Raw genomic sequence first — 19,727 nt, forward strand, 5'->3', positions numbered from 1 at the left:
AAGGATGGTTTATGAAGCGGTATCAAATATGGTTAAGCGTACTCTGCCTCGCAGTACCCATGAGTGCAGTCGCTGAAAGTGAAGACGCTCATTCAGAGCAAGGCATCTCAACGGCAATCATAGGCGGCCAGCAAGCCACTCAAAATCAATTGCCCTTTTTCGCACGACTCATTCTACACAAAACTGGCGCTAATCAATTTGCCAACATCTGTGGCGGCACAATTGTTAATGACCGCTTCATTTTAACCGCCGCTCACTGTGTAGAGCCGAGTGTTTTTTCTGACGGATGGACAATCAATGATCTACGAGTTTTAGTAAAAAACCCGACAATGAATGATGTGTTTGTTGAAGAATTCAAAGATGTTCGCTCTATCGTCATTCATCCAAATTACGAGCCTAGTGATTTATGGATTAATGATATCGCCGTACTTGAACTTACCCACCCGATCACCGACAACGTTCAATCCATTACGTTGCCGCAAGATTTTGGTGATTACAGCAGCCAATCGGTTTATCAGATATTCGGTTTAGGGCAAACCTCGACCAACGATGAAAATGGACCAAGTTATTTGCGATGGGCGGAAGTAAAACCACTCACCGATGCGCAATGTGCTTCTTTAGTGACCGGGTTTAATGCTCAAGAAAGCTTATGTGCCAATGGGTTTCCTGAGCGCAGTTATACCGGTATTTGTAGCGGTGACTCTGGTGGCCCTCTCACCTATCAAGACAATAACGGAATGTATCAACAAATCGGTATTGTAAGCTATGGTTCTTCTGTTTGTGAATCCGCTGCGATTCCGAGTGTGTTTACTGAGGTTCTAAATTACACAACATGGATTGAAGCCCAAACCAGTTCGGGAGTGAAGACTCGTTACAATGCCCTCTTAGCAAGCACAGAAGATTATCATAGTGAAGGTGATTCCGGCTTTGAACCAGAAGATACCAACACATCTGGCTTTGAGGACAATGGCAGTAGTGGTGGCGCACTTGGCGCAGGGATGATCATGCTTGGAGGCTGGTTTGGTTGGCTAAGACGCCGAAGCTATTATTCGCGCTCCAAATAGCTTCGATAAGACATCATAATATCTTGCGCTTAACACGAGAGTTGATGATGTCTTCTATTATTTTTTGCTCTTTTTTCGCTTTTTCATAATTTTGCTTAGTACGCCATCGTTCGAGCACTTTTTCTAACCCTTGAACACGAGCGTGTTTGTGCTCCAGCGTTTTTTGTACAGACGCGCATTCCGCTTGCATGACGGCTTGTTCATGCTCATGGTGGCGAAGCATTTTTTGCAGCATTTGATCGACACGATTAAAGTTCATCAGCGCTGCGCTTGTCAGTGTTGGAACAGTTCTTGTTGATTGTCCCGCATGGCCTTTCAATGCTGACAATTGTTCCAACTGCATTGAAAGATGGGAGTGACGTTGGCGCATGGCATCAAGTTGCTGACCCACACGATCACGTTGCTTTTCTTCCATTTGTTGCAGCTTACCCACTGCTTTTAACTTGGATTTCATCTCAACAATACCACTCCCACTTGGTTAAGCACTTTGAAAAAGCTGCGCGAGCTCGGTCAAACTGGTTGGGTAATCCACTGACTCATTGGCGGCTTGTTGTAAATACGCACGTAAGTTTGGATACATAGCAACAGATTGATCTAATTCAGGATCTTGCCCCGGTTGATAGCCTCCTAACGGCAGCAGTTCTTTCACCTGAAGATAGTTGGAGTACATCTGGCGGAAATTATTCGCGATCGTGCTATGCGCCTCCTGTGTACAGGTGCTCATACAACGGCTAATAGACGCATTAATATCAATGGCAGGATAGTGCCCTTGCTCGGCAAGTTGACGCGATAATACGACATGCCCATCTAAGATAGCACGCGCAGAATCCACGACAGGATCTTGCTGGTCGTCCCCTTCCGCCAACACGGTATAAATTGCGGTTAGGCTACCGTGCTGATTTTCACTGTTGCCCGCACGCTCAAGGAGTTGCGGTAACACGCTGAAGACAGAGGGCGGATAACCGCGAGATGCTGGAGGCTCGCCAAGCGAAAGAGCGATTTCACGCTGTGCCATGGCGTATCGAGTGAGAGAGTCCATCAACAACAGAACATCTTTGCCTTGGTCTCGAAAATACTCGGAAACGCGATGACAAAGCAGTGTCGCTCTTAACCTCATCAGCGGGGATTCATCAGCAGGAGCTGCGATGATAATCGCCTTCTTGCGCGCCTCTGGGGTTAAGTTTCGTTCGATGAACTCGCGTACCTCTCGGCCTCGCTCACCAATAAGACCAACCACAATCACATCGGCTTCGGTGTTTTTGGTGATCATCCCCATTAAAACACTTTTACCGACACCACTGCCCGCCATTAAGCCAATGCGTTGACCTTTTCCGACGGTCAAGAGTCCATTGATTGCGCGCACCCCAACGTTGAGTGGGGTATCAACAGGACGTCGCTTCAATGGGTTAATCGGTTTTGGTTCAAGTGAAACACGATCTCCCCCTTTTAGCGGTGCCCCGTCGTCCAACGGCTCACCTAAACCATTCAGCACTCGCCCTAACCACTGAGCACTTAACTGCACGGTACTGTCACCGTCCAGAGGAATGACTTTCGCACCAGCAAATAAGCCACCTAAGCGCCGAATAGGCATTAGGTAAGCAATAGTGTGCTCAAAGCCCACCACTTGCGCTTCGATCATGTCGCCTTCTGCGGTTTCTACGAGACAGCGCTGCTCCAGTTTAAACCGGCACCCAACGGCTTGTAACATTAAGCCGTTTACTTTAATCAAGCGCCCTGTCACGCGAGCAACAGGGATTGAATCGAGCGAAGCCAATGCTTCGCTCAAACGCTCACTCAATAGCTCATGGCTTAAGGTATTACTCATGCTCTGATTCTACCTGCGGAATACTAACTTCATCCAAAAGGTGTTGTTTTACATTGTCCATACAGGCTTCTAAACGAGAGTCGCAACTTGCATCCGCCTCTGCATCATCGGTCACTAGTTGGCAGCCACCAATCGGAAGTTCCGTATTAGCCACCAGTTTCCAAGATTGTGGCAGATCAGCATTAATGTGAGTAATTCTTTCTAAATCCTGCGGATTTAAATGCACGGTTACGGTTTCCGCTTTGCCTGGCATGGCAGACAATGTCTCATCCACCAAGGCAAGGATCTGTTGAGGCATTAAAGTGAGCTCAGCACGAATCACTTGCTGAGCCACTTTTTGTACCAGCTCACAAATCATATGACGTTGCTGTTGCTCTTTTTCGTCTTGCCAGCGAGACAGCGCATGAAAGAGCTCGTTCACGGGTTTCGCCGCCTCTAGAAAACTCTGTTTTCCTGACTGCTCACCAGACACAAAGCCTTTTTGGAAGCCTTCTTTTTGTCCATCTAACAGGCCTTGTTGCTTACCCTGCTCGATACCTTGACGTAAGCCTTCTTCATGCCCTTGCTGTAAACCTTGTTGAAAACCGGCTTCAAGCTGTTGTTGAATATCAACTTGCGGCTCTTGCCAACCCTGGTTATCTAGCCCGAATTCGTCTTCTATAGCCTTAGGCTGCGCCAAAGGCGGAAAACGGTGCAAACGGTATCCACTCGGCGGCAGTCGCATCGTACTTGATTTTGTCTCTACCATGACGTTACTCCACCGTTGGCTCTTCATAAAGAAGCAACTGAACTTCACCAGATTCATCCAATTCACGCACCATTTGCATGATGTCTTGACGCGCTTTTTGAACACGACTTAGCGCAACAGCCCCGCGCGCTTCCATATCGTCTTCCAGTGCTTTCACCATACGCTGAGGCATAGAACGTTTAATGGCTTGCTGTAACGTAATTTCTGAACCTTTAAGTGCAACTGCCCACAATTCTAGTGGGATCTGCTGCACCAGCATGTCCATGGTTTCTTCACGCTGACGACCAAGAACCATAAAGTCGAACATATTCTCTTCAATGGCATTAACGACATCTTCATCATGCAACTTCAGCATTTCCATCAACGACCCGCGATCACCTTCAAAGCGGTTAATGATGTCAGCAGCTTGCTTGACACCAGATAGCGGTGTGCTTTGGCTTGCAGATACTTTTTCAATGCAGCGCTCAACGAGCTCATGCAAATCAATAGCAACTTGATGATCGATGTCTTGCAGCTGAGCAATTCGGAACAAGATTTCGTCATGGTAATCTTGTGGCAGGTGCTTCAACACCGCTGAAGAGCTATCAGCTGGCAAATAGGCAAGAAAAATCGCTTGCATTTGCGGGTGCTCATTCACAATGAAACGAGCAAGCGTTTCTGCTTCTACCCACTGTAAGCGCTGCATATTGTTGCGAATTTCATCACCATACAGCGTATTCAGCAGCCCTTTTGCCAAATCATTACCCAATGCTTTACGTAGCGTATTAGACAAATATTCTTTAGAAGCTCCACGAATGCCACTGTGCTCACGAAAGTCTTCAAAGAAAGTTTGAATAACGCCGCGAGCGGAATCGCTCTTAATGCCATTCAACTTCGCCATTGCACGAGTCACCCGCTGGGTTTCATCACGGCTAAAGTGCTGTAAAACCTTCGCAGCGGCATCCTCGCCCATGCCTAATAGCACGAGCGCGGTTTGTTCTACATAACTAAGCGTCTGCTTTGATGGAACTGTGTTCATTGATGTTTACCCATTGTTTCAGTATTTCGGCTACGCGCTCTGGCTCTTCATTGGCAATAAGCTGTAGGTGTTTCAATTGAATCTCTAGTGGCGAACCGGCTGGAGGCAGCATGTCGCTGTTTACATCTAAGCCGGAAGAGGCTGAGATACCTTTTTCTGATAGACGGCGATCAAGCACTTCTTCATGCTCACGCTCTTCACGCGTTTGCAGGTTGTCATAATCAGGCTCTTCTTGCGGCTCTGCAAAGTCTAACTCTGGTACTGGCTTATCAACGCCTGTGAGGTGCATGATCAATGGGCGTAGTACGAAGAAGATCATCGCCAAGCCTAACAAACCACCGATAACGTAACGTATTGGCTGCTGTACTGTAGGGTCTTGCCACCACGGCAGCGCAGGAGGCGCATCAATTTCAATTGGAGTGAAGTTGAAACTCATCAAGCTTAAGCTGTCACCTCGTGCCGCAGAAATACCGACAGCATCCATGATCATATTTGAAATCTGCTCTTTATCTGCTTCACTCCAAGCAACACCATCCGGAGAGGCTTTCGAGTTCAACAGTACCGACACGCTCATTTTCTCAATTTGACCTTGTTGGTATTGAGTACGACGAACACTACTCCCCACTGCATACTGACGGTTTACTTCAGAGCGTGCGTTGGTGTTTTGGCTATCGTTCGTTTCTACTTCTTCACCAGTTACCGGCGGTTGGTTGCTTAGAGAACCTGGTACGCCTAGCGCAATTTGGTCAACTGAGTTGTTGTGAATGGTGTGCTCGTTACGTACGACAGGTGCGTTATCCAAAATCTCTTGCGTTTCTTCAACTTGGCTAAAGTCCATATCAGCAGCGACTTGCACACGGAAGTTACTCGGACCCACAATTGGCGTAAGCATGTCTGCTGCGCGTTGAATGATCTGCTTCTCAACGTTCTTTTGATATTCAAGGTATTTTGCATTGACTTTACCTGCTTCCGCCGAAGCAACATCTGCACTGAGTAAACGGCCATATTGGTCGATAACAGATACAAATTCAGGCTTCATCGCCGTCACGCTACCAACCACTAAGTTGATGATTGCTTCAACTTGCTCAGACTTGAGGTCTTCGCCAGGTTTCAGCTCAAGCATCACTGACGCTGAAGGGTTCTCGCTGTTTTGACGAACAAATAAGGTTTGACGAGGAATAGCTAAGTGAACACGCGCATTCGCCACTGAATTCAGAGACATGATAGTGCGTACTAACTCACCTTCTAAACCATGACGGTAACGCGCCGTTTCCATAAATTGGCTTGTACCGAGAGAGCTGTCTTCTTTAAGCGAATCCAAACCTGTCGGCAGTTTGGCTTTAACACCTTTTGACGCAAGCAACATGCGAACTTTCGCAACTTCGCCTTCTGGCACAAGAACTTGGCCATTTTGCTCTTGCATACGGTAGCTCACACCTTCACTTTCTAATACCGAGACAATCTCTCCGATATCAAAACGTTCTTGTTGGCTATACAGTGGACGGAAGCTTTGTGAGGAACTCCAAAGAGCGACCACAATGATTGCCGCAACAATCGCAGCGAGTACGGCAGATAACACTAGGTTTCTCTGACTACTCGACCAGATTTGCTTCAGCTTCGTTGTTACATCGTCCATGCTATTCGCAGTAGAAAATGTCTGTGCTGAGCCGGAGGTCATGGCTGTATTTCCGGCGACTTGGGGGGTTAGTTCTGACATGAATTACACCGGCATCTTCATAATATCTTCAAATGAGGTCACGACTTTGTTGCGCACTTGCATCAAAGCATTAAATGATAAGCTGGCTTTTTGGCTAGCGACCATCGCACCAACTAGGTCATCACTTTTTCCTGTTTCTACGGCCGTCATTTTTTGACTAGCCACTGATTGATGTTGATTCACTGTATCCAACACATTTGTCATCGCTTGTGAGAACGATAATGGTGCGTTTAGTGATTGTTGATCTAAAGGATTTGCACTCACGATAAACTCTGGCGGCTGCACTTGTGCCTGCATCGCCTGCATTTTTGACAACATAAGTTGCTCTGCCGAGACCGCATGAGTAGGTTGACTTGCCATCTATTTTTTCTCCTATTAGGCAGCCGAGCCTAGTGCCGACTGTAAATCAATACCATGTTCTCGCATGGCTGCGAGTTTGTAGCGTAGCGCTCGAGTTGATACTCCAAGCGCGTTTGCGGTTTTCGTTCGGTTTCCACCAAACTGACGTAATTTTTCTAAAATAAATTGATATTCGGCCTGCTTCTTCGCTTCTACATGACCAAAGCTTGAAGCTGGCTCAGCGGATGAAACTGGCGCAACAAGTTCAATAGGTAGCATCAGATCATGGGCAGTAATGTAGTCACCATGACGCATGACCAATGCACGCTGAATGACATTTTCCAACTCGCGAATATTGCCTGGCCAGTGATACTGACTCAGCGCACTGATCGCATCTTGGGATAGATGACAGCGACTGCTATCTTGATACTTTTCAATAAAGAATTGGCTGATCGGTAAAATGTCTTCTTTTCTTTCACGCAAAGGCGGCCAGTGCAGAGGCAAAACATCCAATCGGTAATAAAGGTCTTCACGGAATGTGCCTTTTTGAACTTCTTCCCGTAAGTCTTTATTGGTTGCCGCAATAACACGAATATCAAGCTTCACCGCCTTGTGGCTACCTACGCGTTCCACTTCACGCTCTTGAAGAACTCGTAATAACTTGGCTTGAACTGCAGGGGACATTTCTCCGATTTCATCTAGCAAAATCGTCCCGCCATTCGCTTCTTCAAACTTACCGCTTTGAGAGTTAGTCGCTCCTGTGAAGGCACCTTTTACATGACCAAATAGAACCGCTTCTAGCATCGACTCTGGAATGGCGGCGCAGTTAACCGCCACAAATGGACCATCAATACGTGGAGAGTGCTCATGCACATATCGAGCCAGCACTTCTTTACCCGTACCCGATTCGCCTGTAATTAACACGCTGGCGCTGGTGCAAGCGGCACGATGCGCCAATTGCAGTACCTGTTTGCTTCGCCAAGATTCCGCAACAATGTTGGCCATTGGCTTACCTAGCGCTTCAACGCGCTTCAGTAAATTGAGCAGCTGATTCGCTTCAAATGGGCGTAATAGATAATCGGTTGCTCCCGATTTCATCGTCTCAGCAGCCAAGATTCCCTGCTCTTGATCGACAATAGCGATAACAACGCCAGAGTTACGTTGCTTTTGGTGGCAAGCAACAAACTCGCGGACACACATATCCGGTAAAGTAGAGCTCACAAGAGTGATTTCTGCCCGCTCTTCAAGTAATGCGCCTCGGCCAGTACGAGTGTGTTTTGCGGTGTAACCTGCATTTTGCAACACATCCAATACTGGTTGAGCAAGAGCTTCATTCGGCTCAACCAACAAAATTTTCGTTTTCGTCATCATTGAACCTTAACTTCCGTTTGTTGATTTTGTTGTTGTACATCAGGGTGGTGTTTCACTTCCGTTCGCTCGTTATCTCTAACTAGGCGCAACGTTACGCGTCGATTTTTCGCTTGGCCCTTCGTCGAACTATTGCTGGCAATTGGGTAACGAGAACCATGCGCTCTTGTTTCGAGCATCGATTTATCAATACCAAGTTCAACTAAGGCCTCGGCAACTTGCTCTGCTCTAGTACGTGATACTGAAAGGTTCGCCAAACTAGAACCAACGTTATCGGTGTGGCCATCAATTAAAATCTTGGTCACACGATCATCAACAGATACATAGCTATTTAACGCTGCGAGCGTTTCTTGCTGCTTACGACTTAGCGCCTTCTGACCAAAGTCAAAAGACAGAACAAGATTTCGTGCCTCTGAAAACGAAAGCTTAGGCAAACGCGCTCGACAGGCATTAAATGGCTTGAGCGCGTTTTGAATTTGAATAGTCGGAATCACAATCTCTGACAAAGAGGAAGCGTTACTTCCCTTTAGTGACAACGTCACCCAATTACCAGTAGCAATTGAATCTATGAGTTCATCAACGCCTTTGCTGAAGACAAATCGTTGGGATGGCTTAGTAAAATCAAGGGTGGCAAACTCTTTTCTATAAAGCTCACCAGACCAAGGGGCACTTTGACTTATTAGAGCAATCGTTTTCCATTTATTATTTTCATAATGTATATCGGAAATAAAATAAGTTTTATTGTTAGGTTCCGAGCGGAAATAAAACTTCCCATACGGCGTGCTTGAGTGCAATAAGTTGCATTCAAAGTTGTTTCCTTTATATGTCCACTTTGAAAGGTCCATGGGGATGGTCACAACCTCACCTGAATATGTCACCTTAGACACTAGCAAACTGACAAAAATAAATATTTTACAATTTATTAAACTGTTAGGGTTCATGTATATCTTACAATTCCATGACCTTATCAATTTAATTAAATATGCCACTAAGCCGTGATAACTGGCATAGCTAATCATGTTAATTACCTATTCTGAATATTGAAACTGGTTACAAAATACTCACAAGAGCATAGCCAAACCTTTAAAATTAAGATTTAAACTTTAAAAACAATGTCTTATATTTTAATTATCTAAATTAGCCGTTACACCATGAAGATGGTTTTAAAAAGTTAATAACAACTAAAAACGCTTAATATTTTTATATTTTCTTATTAAGCAATTTATAAAGGAAACTAACCCTTTTTAAATTTTATTAAAAGATTAAGACTATATGCTCAAGGCAACATGTGAACTAAAGTCACAATCTTAGAGTTTGAAACTAAAAGATCATTAAAATTTCTGTGTAGACTACACGCCATTAAGTTAAAACAGTTTCGATTGTTAACGCACGGTAAAATATAAATGGAAAATAGAGTTAGCGAGCCTATTTCTGATATTCAACTACTTGATGTAGAATTATTAGGCAAACCTATTCATATCATTCGTGAAAAGCTTGAAGGCTTGATTTCAGAGTCTTGTTCCAGCCTTACGATTGAATTACAAAATTGGCTCAGTACGAGTAAAGTGGAAGCTAGCTTAACCTCTGTAAACTTGCATCGCTTTACACCAATAAAAATGGATAAAGACCAAACGTCAACCTATCAACACCAAGAGGGCGGCATGGTATTTGTTCATGGAGATGCTCACACGTTAATAAAACTGGCAGATCGGTTCTATGGCGCCAGCACTGAGCGTTCAGCAACAACACTGACAGCAAGTGATCTCCGCTTACAAGAGCGAATCAGTCGTATCATTATTGGTTGGCTTGCACCAGGTGAGATGTGGGAAATGGGTGAGTACGAAGCGCCCCGAGGGATTGGAATTAACGTGCAATTAAACATCGCGTTTGACGATCACCAAGGCTCAATTCATCTCAAACTAGATAGCCACCTTATTCAAACACTGATCGAGCAGCTTGAACTGCAGCCCGATACGGATTTGTACCAACCATTCTGTCGCTCTTTAGAGGCAACGCCTGTTCGACTGAATGTTGTTTTAAGTAAAAAGAAGATGCCGTTGAGCGACGTTGTTGGCTTACAACCTAACGATATTTTACCAATTGAGCTTCTTAATACGGTTCCAGTCAGCATTGGTAACCAATCTTTATTTACAGGTCGTATTGCTGAGCAAGACGGCCAACTTGTTTTGATCTTTAACCCTGATAAGGAACCGCAGCGATGAGCGAAGCGCCAGAAACGAATGCATTCGACGCAGAAGAATTGAACTTTGACGACTTTCAATTAGAAGACTTTGAAGCTGAAAGTACGCTCCAACAAGAACCAGCAACTGCGGAACGTGATCTTAGCTTTTTCAAAAGTATTCCCGTCACTGTCACGCTGGAAGTTGCAAGCAAAGAAATCCCACTTGGGGACTTAATGAAAGCCGGAGAAGGCACGGTTATCGAACTTGAAAAGCTCAATGGTGAGCCTTTAGACGTAAAGGTAAACGGCTCTCTAATGGGTCACGCTGAAGTCGTCGTCGTTAATGATAAGTACGGACTTCGTCTGATCGATGTACATGACTCTGCATTGAGTGGCGTTGGTCAATAATCTTAGGTAGGCATCACAATGAAAAATCTGAGCGCTTGGCACCGTTGGTTACCTCTTTTGGTACTGGTGTCACTTTTGTTTGCTTTCCCAACCATGGCGGCAGACAACGGCTTAACTATCTTGTCCGTTTCTGATGGCGACACACAGCAAGAATACAGCGTTAAATTGCAAATTCTGTTGTTGATGACGGCGCTCAGTTTTCTTCCAGCATTCATTCTGATGGCAACGAGCTTTACTCGGATTATCGTCGTCCTCGCGATTTTGCGCCAAGCCCTTGGTCTTCAACAAAGTCCTCCTAACCGCGTATTGGTTGGGATTGCTTTGGCATTGACCTTGCTGATCATGCGACCTGTTTGGAGCAATATTCATGAAAATGCATTTCAACCGTATGACAATGGTGAAATCACGCTCATACAAGCATTCTCTGTAGCAGAGAAACCCGTGAGAGAGTTCATGCTGGCACAAACTCATCAAAGCTCTCTTGAGCAAATGCTGCGTATTGCCAATGAACCACTCGACCAAAACGTTGAAGATATTTCTTTTGCGGTTGTCTTGCCTGCGTTTGTCATCAGTGAACTAAAAACCGCCTTTCAAATTGGCTTTATGCTCTTCATCCCCTTCTTGGTTATCGACTTGGTTGTCGCCAGTGTGCTCATGGCAATGGGTATGATGATGCTATCGCCTTTGATTGTTTCACTCCCTTTTAAACTGGTGGTGTTTGTACTCGTGGATGGCTGGGCAATGACGGTTGGCACATTATCTGCCAGTTTCGGTTAAATAGGAGCATGCTATGACCCCTGAACTAACCGTAACGTTATTTTCCGATGCAGTATGGCTGATCATTCTGATGGTTGCGGTACTGGTTGTTCCTGGCCTAATTGTCGGTTTGTGTATCGCCGTTTTCCAGGCCGCCACACAAATCAACGAGCAAACACTCAGCTTTTTACCACGTTTGCTCGTTACGCTATTGATGGTGATTTTTGCGGGTCATTGGATGCTCCGAAAAATCATGGAACTGTTTGATTTCTTATTCCACAACATACCGGGGATGATTGGCTAATGGCCATCACATTTGCAGAGCTCTCAGCGATACTCGGTCAACTCTGGTGGCCGTTTTTTCGTGTGGGAGCTGTATTTATTTCGATGCCCTTCTTTGGTGATGCAATCATTCCCGTTTGGATCCGTACCTTACTGGCACTTTCGATCGTCGTGATTACCGCACCATTGATGCCACCAATGCCACAAGTCGAATTATTCTCCATGACGTCTCTATTCCTTGCTTTTGAGCAAGCGATTTGGGGCGTGATGTTTGGGCTAATTTTGCACATGCTCTTTAACGTTTTCACCATGCTTGGTCAGGTCGTTTCTCTGCAAATGGGATTGGGTATGGCAATGATGAATGATCCTATCAACGGACTTTCTGTCGCCATTTTGGGCCGCATATTTCTTATATTTTCAACCTTGTTATTTCTCGCGCTAGAAGGACACTTGCTCGTCATTGATATCGTGATTCAAAGTTTTGTCGTGTGGCCGGTCGGTTCTGGCATAACATCGCTTTCTCTGCAAGGCGTTGTAAATATTTTCGGTTGGATGTTTGCTTCTGCTTTAGCACTAGCGTTGCCTGCTATTGTTTCAATGCTCTTAGCCAACATCAGTTTTGGTGTGATGAATCGCGCCGCCCCCTCACTCAACGTGTATGCGTTAGGCTTTCCAATGACGATGCTTCTTGGCCTGTTCAGCGTATTAATTTCAGTATCTGGTGTGCCGGGTCGCTACACCGCGCTTGTGCACGACACCATCAGACACTTGAGTAACTTTATGTTGGGGGGCGCATGAGCGATCAATCGTCTCAGGACAAAACTGAAAAAGCCTCGCCGCAGAAAGTAAAAAAAGCACGTCAGGAAGGACAAATTCCTCGAGCAAAAGAGTTTACTACTGCGGTGATATTTCTAGCGGTAGCGCTCTACTTTTACTCTCAGCTCAATAGCATTTGGGAAAGTATGTCAGGTATTTTTCGCTACAACATGATGCTGACGCGAGCCGACCTAGAAAATCCTAAACAGCTTGTCGAGCAATTAGGACAAAGTTTAGCGGTAATCATCGACATGTTATTACCGTTGTTTACCGTCATTATTATCGTGACCTGTGGTAGCAGCCTTGTACTAGGCGGTTGGATGTTCCGTCCGGCGAACGTGATGCCAAAGCTGAGCAAAATTAATCCTTTAAGTGGGATAAAGCGCATTTTTTCGACACGCTCAGTGGTTGAGCTCTTAAAGTCCACGTTCAAAGTAGCCGTGATCTTCGGCATCTTATATGGCTATTTAGACAACCACTTACAGCCTCTGCTAGGTATGCAAAACTTACCTTTAAGCCAAGGCTTTTCCCTGGTGATGTCTATTCTCTTTGAAGGCTTACTGTTGATGGGGTTTGCGTTGTTGTTATTTGGTGTTGTAGACATTCCCTACCAACGTTGGGAGCACCTAAAAGAGCTGCGTATGACCAAACAAGAGCTGAAGGAGGAATTCAAGAACAACGAAGGCCGCCCAGAAGTAAAGCAGCGAATCCGTCAAATTCAACAGCAGTTTGCACGCCGTAAAATCGATAAGATGGTACCAACGGCTGACGTGATCATCACTAACCCAACTCACTACGCTGTCGCTCTGAAGTACGAACCTTCACTTTCTGATGCTCCATTTGTAGTTGCAAAAGGCGTAGACGAAACAGCCATGCACATTCAACGAATCGCCCGAGAAAACAAGGTGGAGATCATCAACTCACCACCGTTGACTCGTTCGATCTATCACACCACGGCGATTGAACAAGCAATCCCAAGCCAACTGTACATTGCCGTGGCACATATTCTTACTTACGTTTTGCAATTGAAAGCCTTCCGTAAAGGTGAAGGAAAAGAGCCAACTCCTTTGCCTCATTTTTCGATTCCAAAGCATTTGCAGCACTGATTAACCCGCGTTTATCCAAGGACACGAAAGTATGCTTAACCGGTTAAAACAACTTCAAACATCAACCAAAGGCTACATTGGCATTCCAATTGTCTTGCTAATGATTTTGGCAATGGTGATTTTACCTTTGCCTCCCCTGCTATTGGATGCGTTGTTTACCTTCAATATCGTCTTAGCAATCCTAGTATTGCTGGTCAGCACTACCGCAAAGCGACCATTAGACTTTTCTGTTTTTCCAACGATTTTGTTAGTCGCGACATTATTACGTCTTACACTGAACGTCGCTTCCACACGAATCGTACTCCTAGAAGGACATAATGGGGGGGATGCGGCAGGTAAAGTCATCCAAGCGTTCGGTGAAGTCGTTATTGGCGGTAACTACGTCGTTGGTATGGTGGTGTTTGTTATCTTGATGATCATCAACTTCGTCGTAATTACCAAAGGTGGCGAACGTATCTCTGAGGTGTCTGCGCGCTTTACTTTGGATGCCTTACCGGGCAAACAGATGGCGATTGATGCCGACTTAAATGCCGGTCTTATCGATCAGGAAACCGCTCGATTGCGTCGTAAAGAAGTCGCTAACGAAGCCGATTTCCACGGCTCGATGGACGGTGCCTCAAAGTTTGTGCGAGGCGATGCTATCGCTGGTTTGCTGATTCTGTTTATCAACATCATTGGTGGTATCAGCATCGGCGTCTTTGAGCATGGACTCGCAGCATCTGACGCCTTTAAAACCTACGCACTACTTACAATCGGTGATGGCTTAGTAGCTCAAATTCCGTCACTTCTATTGGCAACGGCTGCAGCGATTATCGTTACGCGAATTAATGATAGCGATAATGGCATGTCGGAAACCATGCAAAAACAATTGCTGGCAACCCCGGCGACATTGTTTACCGTCGCCGGCATCATGGCTGTGATAGGCATGGTACCAGGCATGCCACATTTGGCCTTTTTTGCTTTCGCGGGTGCTTTAGCTTTCGCGGGTTGGCGTCAAACGAAAAAGCCCGTGCAAGACTCCCAAATCGAGGAAGTCGAAGCACTTTCACAAGCCATGCAAGAGGACGATACACCACTTACGTGGGACGATATTCCTCATGTTCAAACGTTGTCGCTTTCCCTGGGCTACCGTCTCGTTCACCTAGTCAACAAAGAACAAGGTGCACCTTTATCACAGCGTATTCGCGGTGTGCGCCGTAACCTATCTGAACAAGTCGGCTTTTTATTACCAGAGGTGCGTATTCGAGACAACCTAAGCCTTAAGCCGAATCAGTATACAATTTCTCTCAATGGCGAAGTGATCGAACAAGGCTTTATCGAGCCAGAACGTTTGATGGCGATTGCAGTCGGCGAAACGTACGGTGAAGTAGATGGTATTTTGGGCAGTGATCCTGCTTACCAATTACCAGCAGTGTGGATTGAACATCAAGACAAAGCGAAAGCGCTGAACATGGGTTATCAAGTGGTCGATGATGGCACGGTCATCGCGACTCATATTAGCAAGATAATGAAAACAAACCTTGCTGAGTTGTTTACGCACGACGATGTTGAAGCCATGACGCAACGTTTGACACAGCAAGCACCGAAGTTAGCCGAAGCCCTAGCCGCGGCACTTAACCCTGCGCAGCAACTCAAAGTATATCGCCAGTTGTTACTAGACCAAGTGCCACTAAAAGATATTCGTACGATTGCTAACACGATGCTGGAGTCCGCGGAAAACACTAAAGACCCGATTTTACTGGCATCTGATGTGCGTTGCGCACTAAAACGCACGCTCGTAAACCTGATTGCGGGACAGAAAAACGAATTAAATGTCTATGCTCTCTCTGATGAACTAGAACAAATGCTACTGACTTCGCTACAACAAGCACAATCTTCTGGTACAGTAATATTAGACAGCTTCCCAATTGAGCCAAATATTCTTGGTCAGTTCCAACAAAACTTGCCACTGATAAGACAACAGCTCAAACAACAGGGATTACCTCCGATTCTTCTCGTTATGCCTCAGTTACGTCCACTTCTGGCTCGTTACGCACGCACATTTACGCAAGGACTGGCAGTATTGTCTTACAACGAAATTCCAGAAAACAAACAAATCAATGTGGTAGGAAACCTTGGTTAATCTTATTTCAACACATGCGATGTACGAACATTTGGTTGGTCTCGCAGTACAACATATCGTCACGGATGACGATCAATTAGTATTTGATGCTTTAAAGCACAATGACATTCAACACGCGTGCCAAGCCATTCGCGAGACTCAATCAGGCGAGGTAGAATTCCAACACCTGACGTTGAGATTTGGCACGCGTGGCGAACAAAGCGTCTATCAATTCGAACTCTCTGAACAAATGCAGTACTGCCTAGATTTGTTCAGCCTTTATCTCGCATTGCGACAAACACAGTTTCAGCTAGAAGCCTTTCACCCCGACTTAATCAGTAACGTCGTCGTGCCGATAAGAATTGACGCATTACTATGGGAACCAGGCATATACTTTCTCGAACAGATGATTCAGTTTCACTCTTCCGCTTTTCAACATGTGATTCCTTCTCTTCAAGCAGACAAAACGCTATGCGCCTATGATAAAGTCTCAGCGCTGATAGAGAAGTTAAGAGAAAACGCCTACTCACTTTGGTTTGAAGTCGCGACATCACAAGTGAACTTCGAACGAGTCGCTGACTTTAGTCCCGATATGATCAAACTATCAGTCACGTTAGAGGATAAAGAAGAAAGACATGCTTTCCTACCGATTGCTAAGTTCTTAAGAAAGCACAAATACCCTTGGGTAGCCGGGCGGGTAGCGAGCCAAACAGAGCTAAACCGCTATCGCTTGTTAGGGGCCAATTATTACTTTGGTTATTTCAGTGACATCCCAACCTCCCTCTCTTTTCAATCTTTTGGTGAGGAATGACAGAATCCTAACTATTAATCTTTATAAAACAGCGCGAATTATTCGCGCTGTTTTTTTATTTATAACGAAGAACGACAATATTGATAGATGACTGCTTCCCTGATTAAGTCAGGCTTATTCAGGTTATTTGATGTTATATCTGTATTTTCATGGAATACAAGTCACTAAAAATCATCAATTTTGATCTTTTTTAGGAATTTTTTAATTTTCAAATTAATCATTAAAGCTGACCGACCGCCTCTAGTTAGTGACTAGGGAATATCCCGAGGCCTGAAAGATATAGTGACTAACTAAGGAGACTAAGATGGCTTTATCAATGCACACTAACTACGCATCGCTTGTAACTCAAAACACTCTGAACAACACAAGCGGTCTTCTAAACACTGCGATGGAGCGTCTAAGCACGGGTTACCGCATCAACTCAGCAGCAGACGACGCTGCGGGTCTACAAATTGCAACTCGTCTGGAAGCTCAGACTCGTGGTATGAATGTAGCGATGCGTAACGCACAGGACGGCATCTCTATGATGCAGACTGCTGAAGGTGCAATGGATGAGATGACAAACATCACATACCGCATGAACGACCTAGCAACACAATCTTTGAACGGCTCAAACAGTCAAGAAGACCGTGCGGCTTTGGATGCAGAGTTCAAACAGCTAGCATCTGAGCTAGGCAACATCATGGAAAACACTTCATTTGGTGGTCAAAAACTTCTAGCTGAAGGCGGCGGTTTTGGTGCAAGCAGCGTTACTTACCAAATTGGTGCGACTGGTGCAGAGAAACTAGCTGTAAATGCAAAAACACAGCTAAACGACATCTCGACAGCAATTGCTGGCCTGACAAGCATCAGCACTGCTGCTGCAGCTTCTACAGCTCTTGCAAACCTTTCAAGCTCTGGCGGTATGCTAGCAGATCTAGGTACAGCACGTGCTCAGTTTGGTGCTAACATCAACCGTCTAGAGCACACAATGACTAACCTTGGTAACATGACTGAAAACACTTCTGCAGCAAAAGGCCGTATCACTGATGCAGACTTCGCTACAGAGTCTTCAAACATGACTAAGAACCAAATGCTTATGCAAGCAGGTACAACAGTTCTTTCTAAGACTAACCAGCTTCCTGGCATGGCAATGTCTCTACTACGCTAATCATTGAAGCTTATAACCCCACCCATCCGGTGGGGTTTTTTACTATCTGAATATTATGACACCAGTTTATTCTCAACATATTGATATCATTCGCTCTCGTTGGCCTGACGTAGCAAAAGCCTTAGACAGTGCAGACTTTAGCGACTTACACTTTGAAGTAGTTGAAAAAGCAGCGATGACCCTAAAAGTCAACGGAGTTCAACTTAGCAGTGCTTATGACCCGGTCGAAGAAGCCTTCCAGTACCGAAGCCTAACGTCTAGCGACGATTATCATATTTGGGGCATCGGTATGGGCAATGTCCCATCCCTGTTAACACAAGATAAAAATGCTCGATCAATTCGTGTTTATCTTTATAACCTACCGTTAGCAAAATTGGTGCTTTCTCTCGTTCCACAACAATGGATATCCGATCCTCGTGTTTCGTTGATCATCGTCTCAGAAGACCAAAGCGATATAGGTAGAAAACTCGCGAGCCTTACTTGGGATGATTGTATCATTCTCAATGCCGACAGAGCCATTTCGCGTCATACTCATCAATGGCTTTATTTCCGCTTAGAAAACCGTGTTTTGATCGGCTATGCAAACGCTAGCTATAGACATAGCGATGAAGAACTGCTCACAAGAGAGAAAGAAAACGAACCTCTTTTAAAACGCCTAAACTCTTCTGATCATTATCTTATGTATCAAGTAGACGACGCTATTTGTATTGGTGCTGGCCCATCACTCCAGCATCATATTGAAGAGTTAAAAACAGTCTATAACCGACCAAATCGTCCCAAGCTTATTGCTGCATCAACTGCATGCAAGTGCTTAATTGAAAATAACATCAAACCAGATGTCGTATTTGCTGTAGATTTAAATTTAGGTGACGAACATATTCCATATGAGATCGCCAAAAATACTATTTTGGTGTTTGGTAGCCATATGCCTAGCCGTATTTTCCAAAACTGGCATGGCGAGAAGTATTACTTACACTTGGGTGACTTCACATACGACAGATTTGCAAGCAAACTACCGGTTAAATATCGCCCTTACTCGTTTGGTTCGGTAATCCATCCTCTAATCCACTTCACCCTTTTACAAGGTGCTACCCAAGTATCACTAATCGGATGCGATTTTGGTTTCCCTGGAGATATCATCCATTCAGGACGCGAAAACAGACCAGACGACCCGAACGCGACGATGACAGCACGAGTAGAGAATGGTTATGGTGAGATGATCAAAACCTCACCAGCCTACCGCATGTTTGGAAGCGGTGTTGAGAACCTAATAGCAGCATCACCACAGACCAAGTTTTACAATTGGAGCCGTATTGGTGCAAAAATTATTGGTGCTGAATATTTCAATGTGGAGGAACTATATGGCAACCGAGATTAACTCTGTTTATGACACTTTTATTAAAACTTCAGAGGTTTACTCATACGGTGACCACTTGACAGGCGACTTAATGTTAGGGAGATGTCTAAATCTCCTAACAAAATTATTCACCGTTCAGTCAGAGCGCACGTCTGTTCTCGAAATACTTTCGCGAATAAATACCGCCCGAGAAGTTCATGACTTCACTGCACTTGCAGATATTCTAAGGTATGAAATTGCGCCTAACATAAAAGCGTTGAGTGAACGCTATTAGCTCTAGAGAGCCTCATCATTGAGGCTTTTTTATCGCCTGATGTAAATAGAACTATTATTATCCCAATGAGAGTCTGGCAATCTAAAACCTACTTTCAGCATAATATTCCTTAACACTTTGTTAAATAACTCTAGTTCCACTGGCTCAGGACTATTATCTAACTGATAGCGTTTTAACTCAGGAAATTTTGATATGGCCTCTTTTTGGATACTTGCCAACTCGTCAGAATTAAGACTCTGCTTGCTAAGTAATTTAGCGTGAATAAAGCGCTCATATTCGCGAGCACACTTCATTAGTCGTAAGGCAAATTCGTTCATAATTGTTGTTTTTCTTTCCGATACTCCAATTTGATGAAAAGATAACAGGAAGCATATAAATACGATGTAAGAATTATCTTAATTCATT

General features: G+C 44.9%; 20 protein-coding genes. 11 read left to right on the forward strand and 9 right to left on the reverse strand.

The annotated features are described in order from the left end of the window. Window positions 1-59 precede the first annotated feature (59 nt). Entirely contained in the window at window positions 60-1,064 is a 1,005-nt protein-coding gene (locus L3V32_RS12960) for a trypsin-like serine protease (protein ID WP_237284447.1), read from the forward strand. A gap of 13 nt (window positions 1,065-1,077) precedes the next feature. Here L3V32_RS12960 and fliJ read toward each other — a convergent pair whose 3' ends face one another. The 8 genes from fliJ to L3V32_RS13000 are packed head-to-tail and all read right to left on the reverse strand — an operon-like array spanning window position 1,078 to window position 9,098. After that, window positions 1,078-1,518, reverse strand: a complete 441-nt coding sequence (gene fliJ / locus L3V32_RS12965) for a flagellar export protein FliJ (RefSeq protein ID WP_005394844.1) — start codon at window positions 1,516-1,518, stop codon at window positions 1,078-1,080. Window positions 1,519-1,542: 24 nt separating this feature from the next. Then, the gene (gene fliI / locus L3V32_RS12970) at window positions 1,543-2,889 is read right to left on the reverse strand and encodes a flagellar protein export ATPase FliI (RefSeq protein ID WP_005394843.1); all 1,347 of its coding nucleotides are present in this window, start codon (window positions 2,887-2,889) and stop codon (window positions 1,543-1,545) included. After that, window positions 2,882-3,637 carry a flagellar assembly protein FliH gene (fliH, locus tag L3V32_RS12975; protein ID WP_005394841.1) on the reverse strand — a complete coding sequence of 252 codons (756 nt, stop codon included), beginning with the start codon at window positions 3,635-3,637 and terminating at the stop codon, window positions 2,882-2,884. Before fliH ends, fliI begins: the two co-directional genes overlap by 8 nt. Before the next feature lie 4 nt (window positions 3,638-3,641). Continuing rightward, window positions 3,642-4,655, reverse strand: coding sequence for a flagellar motor switch protein FliG (locus tag L3V32_RS12980; protein WP_005394839.1), 1,014 nt, complete (start codon window positions 4,653-4,655; stop codon window positions 3,642-3,644). Then, window positions 4,624-6,372: a flagellar basal-body MS-ring/collar protein FliF gene (gene fliF / locus L3V32_RS12985; RefSeq protein ID WP_031780427.1), complete on the reverse strand. Its 1,749-nt coding sequence runs from the start codon at window positions 6,370-6,372 to the stop codon at window positions 4,624-4,626. Before fliF ends, L3V32_RS12980 begins: the two co-directional genes overlap by 32 nt. 3 nt (window positions 6,373-6,375) lie before the next feature. Further along, on the reverse strand, window positions 6,376-6,732 hold the full coding sequence (gene fliE / locus L3V32_RS12990; RefSeq protein WP_005375045.1) for a flagellar hook-basal body complex protein FliE: 357 nt from the start codon (window positions 6,730-6,732) through the stop codon (window positions 6,376-6,378). Between the two features lie 15 nt (window positions 6,733-6,747). Next, window positions 6,748-8,079: a sigma-54-dependent Fis family transcriptional regulator gene (locus L3V32_RS12995; RefSeq protein WP_237284603.1), complete on the reverse strand. Its 1,332-nt coding sequence runs from the start codon at window positions 8,077-8,079 to the stop codon at window positions 6,748-6,750. Continuing rightward, window positions 8,079-9,098, reverse strand: coding sequence for an OmpA family protein (locus L3V32_RS13000; RefSeq protein ID WP_237284448.1), 1,020 nt, complete (start codon window positions 9,096-9,098; stop codon window positions 8,079-8,081). Before L3V32_RS13000 ends, L3V32_RS12995 begins: the two co-directional genes overlap by 1 nt. Before the next feature lie 384 nt (window positions 9,099-9,482). Here L3V32_RS13000 and L3V32_RS13005 point away from each other — a divergent pair, with 384 nt between their 5' ends. From L3V32_RS13005 to L3V32_RS13050, 10 genes are all read left to right on the forward strand, one after another. Beyond that, the gene (locus L3V32_RS13005) at window positions 9,483-10,301 is read left to right on the forward strand and encodes a FliM/FliN family flagellar motor switch protein (RefSeq protein WP_237284449.1); all 819 of its coding nucleotides are present in this window, start codon (window positions 9,483-9,485) and stop codon (window positions 10,299-10,301) included. Continuing rightward, window positions 10,298-10,669, forward strand: coding sequence for a flagellar motor switch protein FliN (gene fliN / locus L3V32_RS13010; RefSeq protein ID WP_005398044.1), 372 nt, complete (start codon window positions 10,298-10,300; stop codon window positions 10,667-10,669). The genes L3V32_RS13005 and fliN overlap by 4 nt, the downstream gene beginning before the upstream one ends. A gap of 18 nt (window positions 10,670-10,687) precedes the next feature. Continuing rightward, the gene (gene fliP, locus L3V32_RS13015) at window positions 10,688-11,446 is read left to right on the forward strand and encodes a flagellar type III secretion system pore protein FliP (protein WP_237284450.1); all 759 of its coding nucleotides are present in this window, start codon (window positions 10,688-10,690) and stop codon (window positions 11,444-11,446) included. A gap of 13 nt (window positions 11,447-11,459) precedes the next feature. After that, window positions 11,460-11,729 carry a flagellar biosynthesis protein FliQ gene (gene fliQ / locus L3V32_RS13020; RefSeq protein WP_005375036.1) on the forward strand — a complete coding sequence of 90 codons (270 nt, stop codon included), beginning with the start codon at window positions 11,460-11,462 and terminating at the stop codon, window positions 11,727-11,729. Further along, window positions 11,729-12,505, forward strand: a complete 777-nt coding sequence (gene fliR / locus L3V32_RS13025) for a flagellar biosynthetic protein FliR (protein WP_006741982.1) — start codon at window positions 11,729-11,731, stop codon at window positions 12,503-12,505. The genes fliQ and fliR overlap by 1 nt, the downstream gene beginning before the upstream one ends. Continuing rightward, window positions 12,502-13,629 carry a flagellar biosynthesis protein FlhB gene (gene flhB, locus L3V32_RS13030; protein ID WP_006741983.1) on the forward strand — a complete coding sequence of 376 codons (1,128 nt, stop codon included), beginning with the start codon at window positions 12,502-12,504 and terminating at the stop codon, window positions 13,627-13,629. The genes fliR and flhB overlap by 4 nt, the downstream gene beginning before the upstream one ends. A 31-nt stretch (window positions 13,630-13,660) precedes the next feature. Then, window positions 13,661-15,751: a flagellar biosynthesis protein FlhA gene (gene flhA, locus L3V32_RS13035; RefSeq protein WP_237284451.1), complete on the forward strand. Its 2,091-nt coding sequence runs from the start codon at window positions 13,661-13,663 to the stop codon at window positions 15,749-15,751. A 19-nt stretch (window positions 15,752-15,770) separates the two neighbouring features. Beyond that, window positions 15,771-16,541 carry an EAL domain-containing protein gene (locus L3V32_RS13040; protein ID WP_046875750.1) on the forward strand — a complete coding sequence of 257 codons (771 nt, stop codon included), beginning with the start codon at window positions 15,771-15,773 and terminating at the stop codon, window positions 16,539-16,541. Between the two features lie 304 nt (window positions 16,542-16,845). After that, complete coding sequence (gene lafA, locus L3V32_RS13045; RefSeq protein WP_005398051.1) at window positions 16,846-17,691, forward strand: lateral flagellin LafA; 846 nt, start codon at window positions 16,846-16,848, stop codon at window positions 17,689-17,691. A 55-nt stretch (window positions 17,692-17,746) separates the two neighbouring features. Then, window positions 17,747-19,069 carry a 6-hydroxymethylpterin diphosphokinase MptE-like protein gene (locus L3V32_RS13050; protein WP_005398053.1) on the forward strand — a complete coding sequence of 441 codons (1,323 nt, stop codon included), beginning with the start codon at window positions 17,747-17,749 and terminating at the stop codon, window positions 19,067-19,069. Window positions 19,070-19,351: 282 nt separating this feature from the next. On the opposite strand, the gene L3V32_RS13055 is transcribed toward L3V32_RS13050, so the two are convergent. Continuing rightward, window positions 19,352-19,639, reverse strand: coding sequence for a hypothetical protein (locus L3V32_RS13055; RefSeq protein WP_134646112.1), 288 nt, complete (start codon window positions 19,637-19,639; stop codon window positions 19,352-19,354). Window positions 19,640-19,727: the final 88 nt, after the last annotated feature.

The organism is Vibrio sp. J2-4, assembly GCF_021728155.1.
GTDB lineage: Bacteria > Pseudomonadota > Gammaproteobacteria > Enterobacterales > Vibrionaceae > Vibrio > Vibrio diabolicus.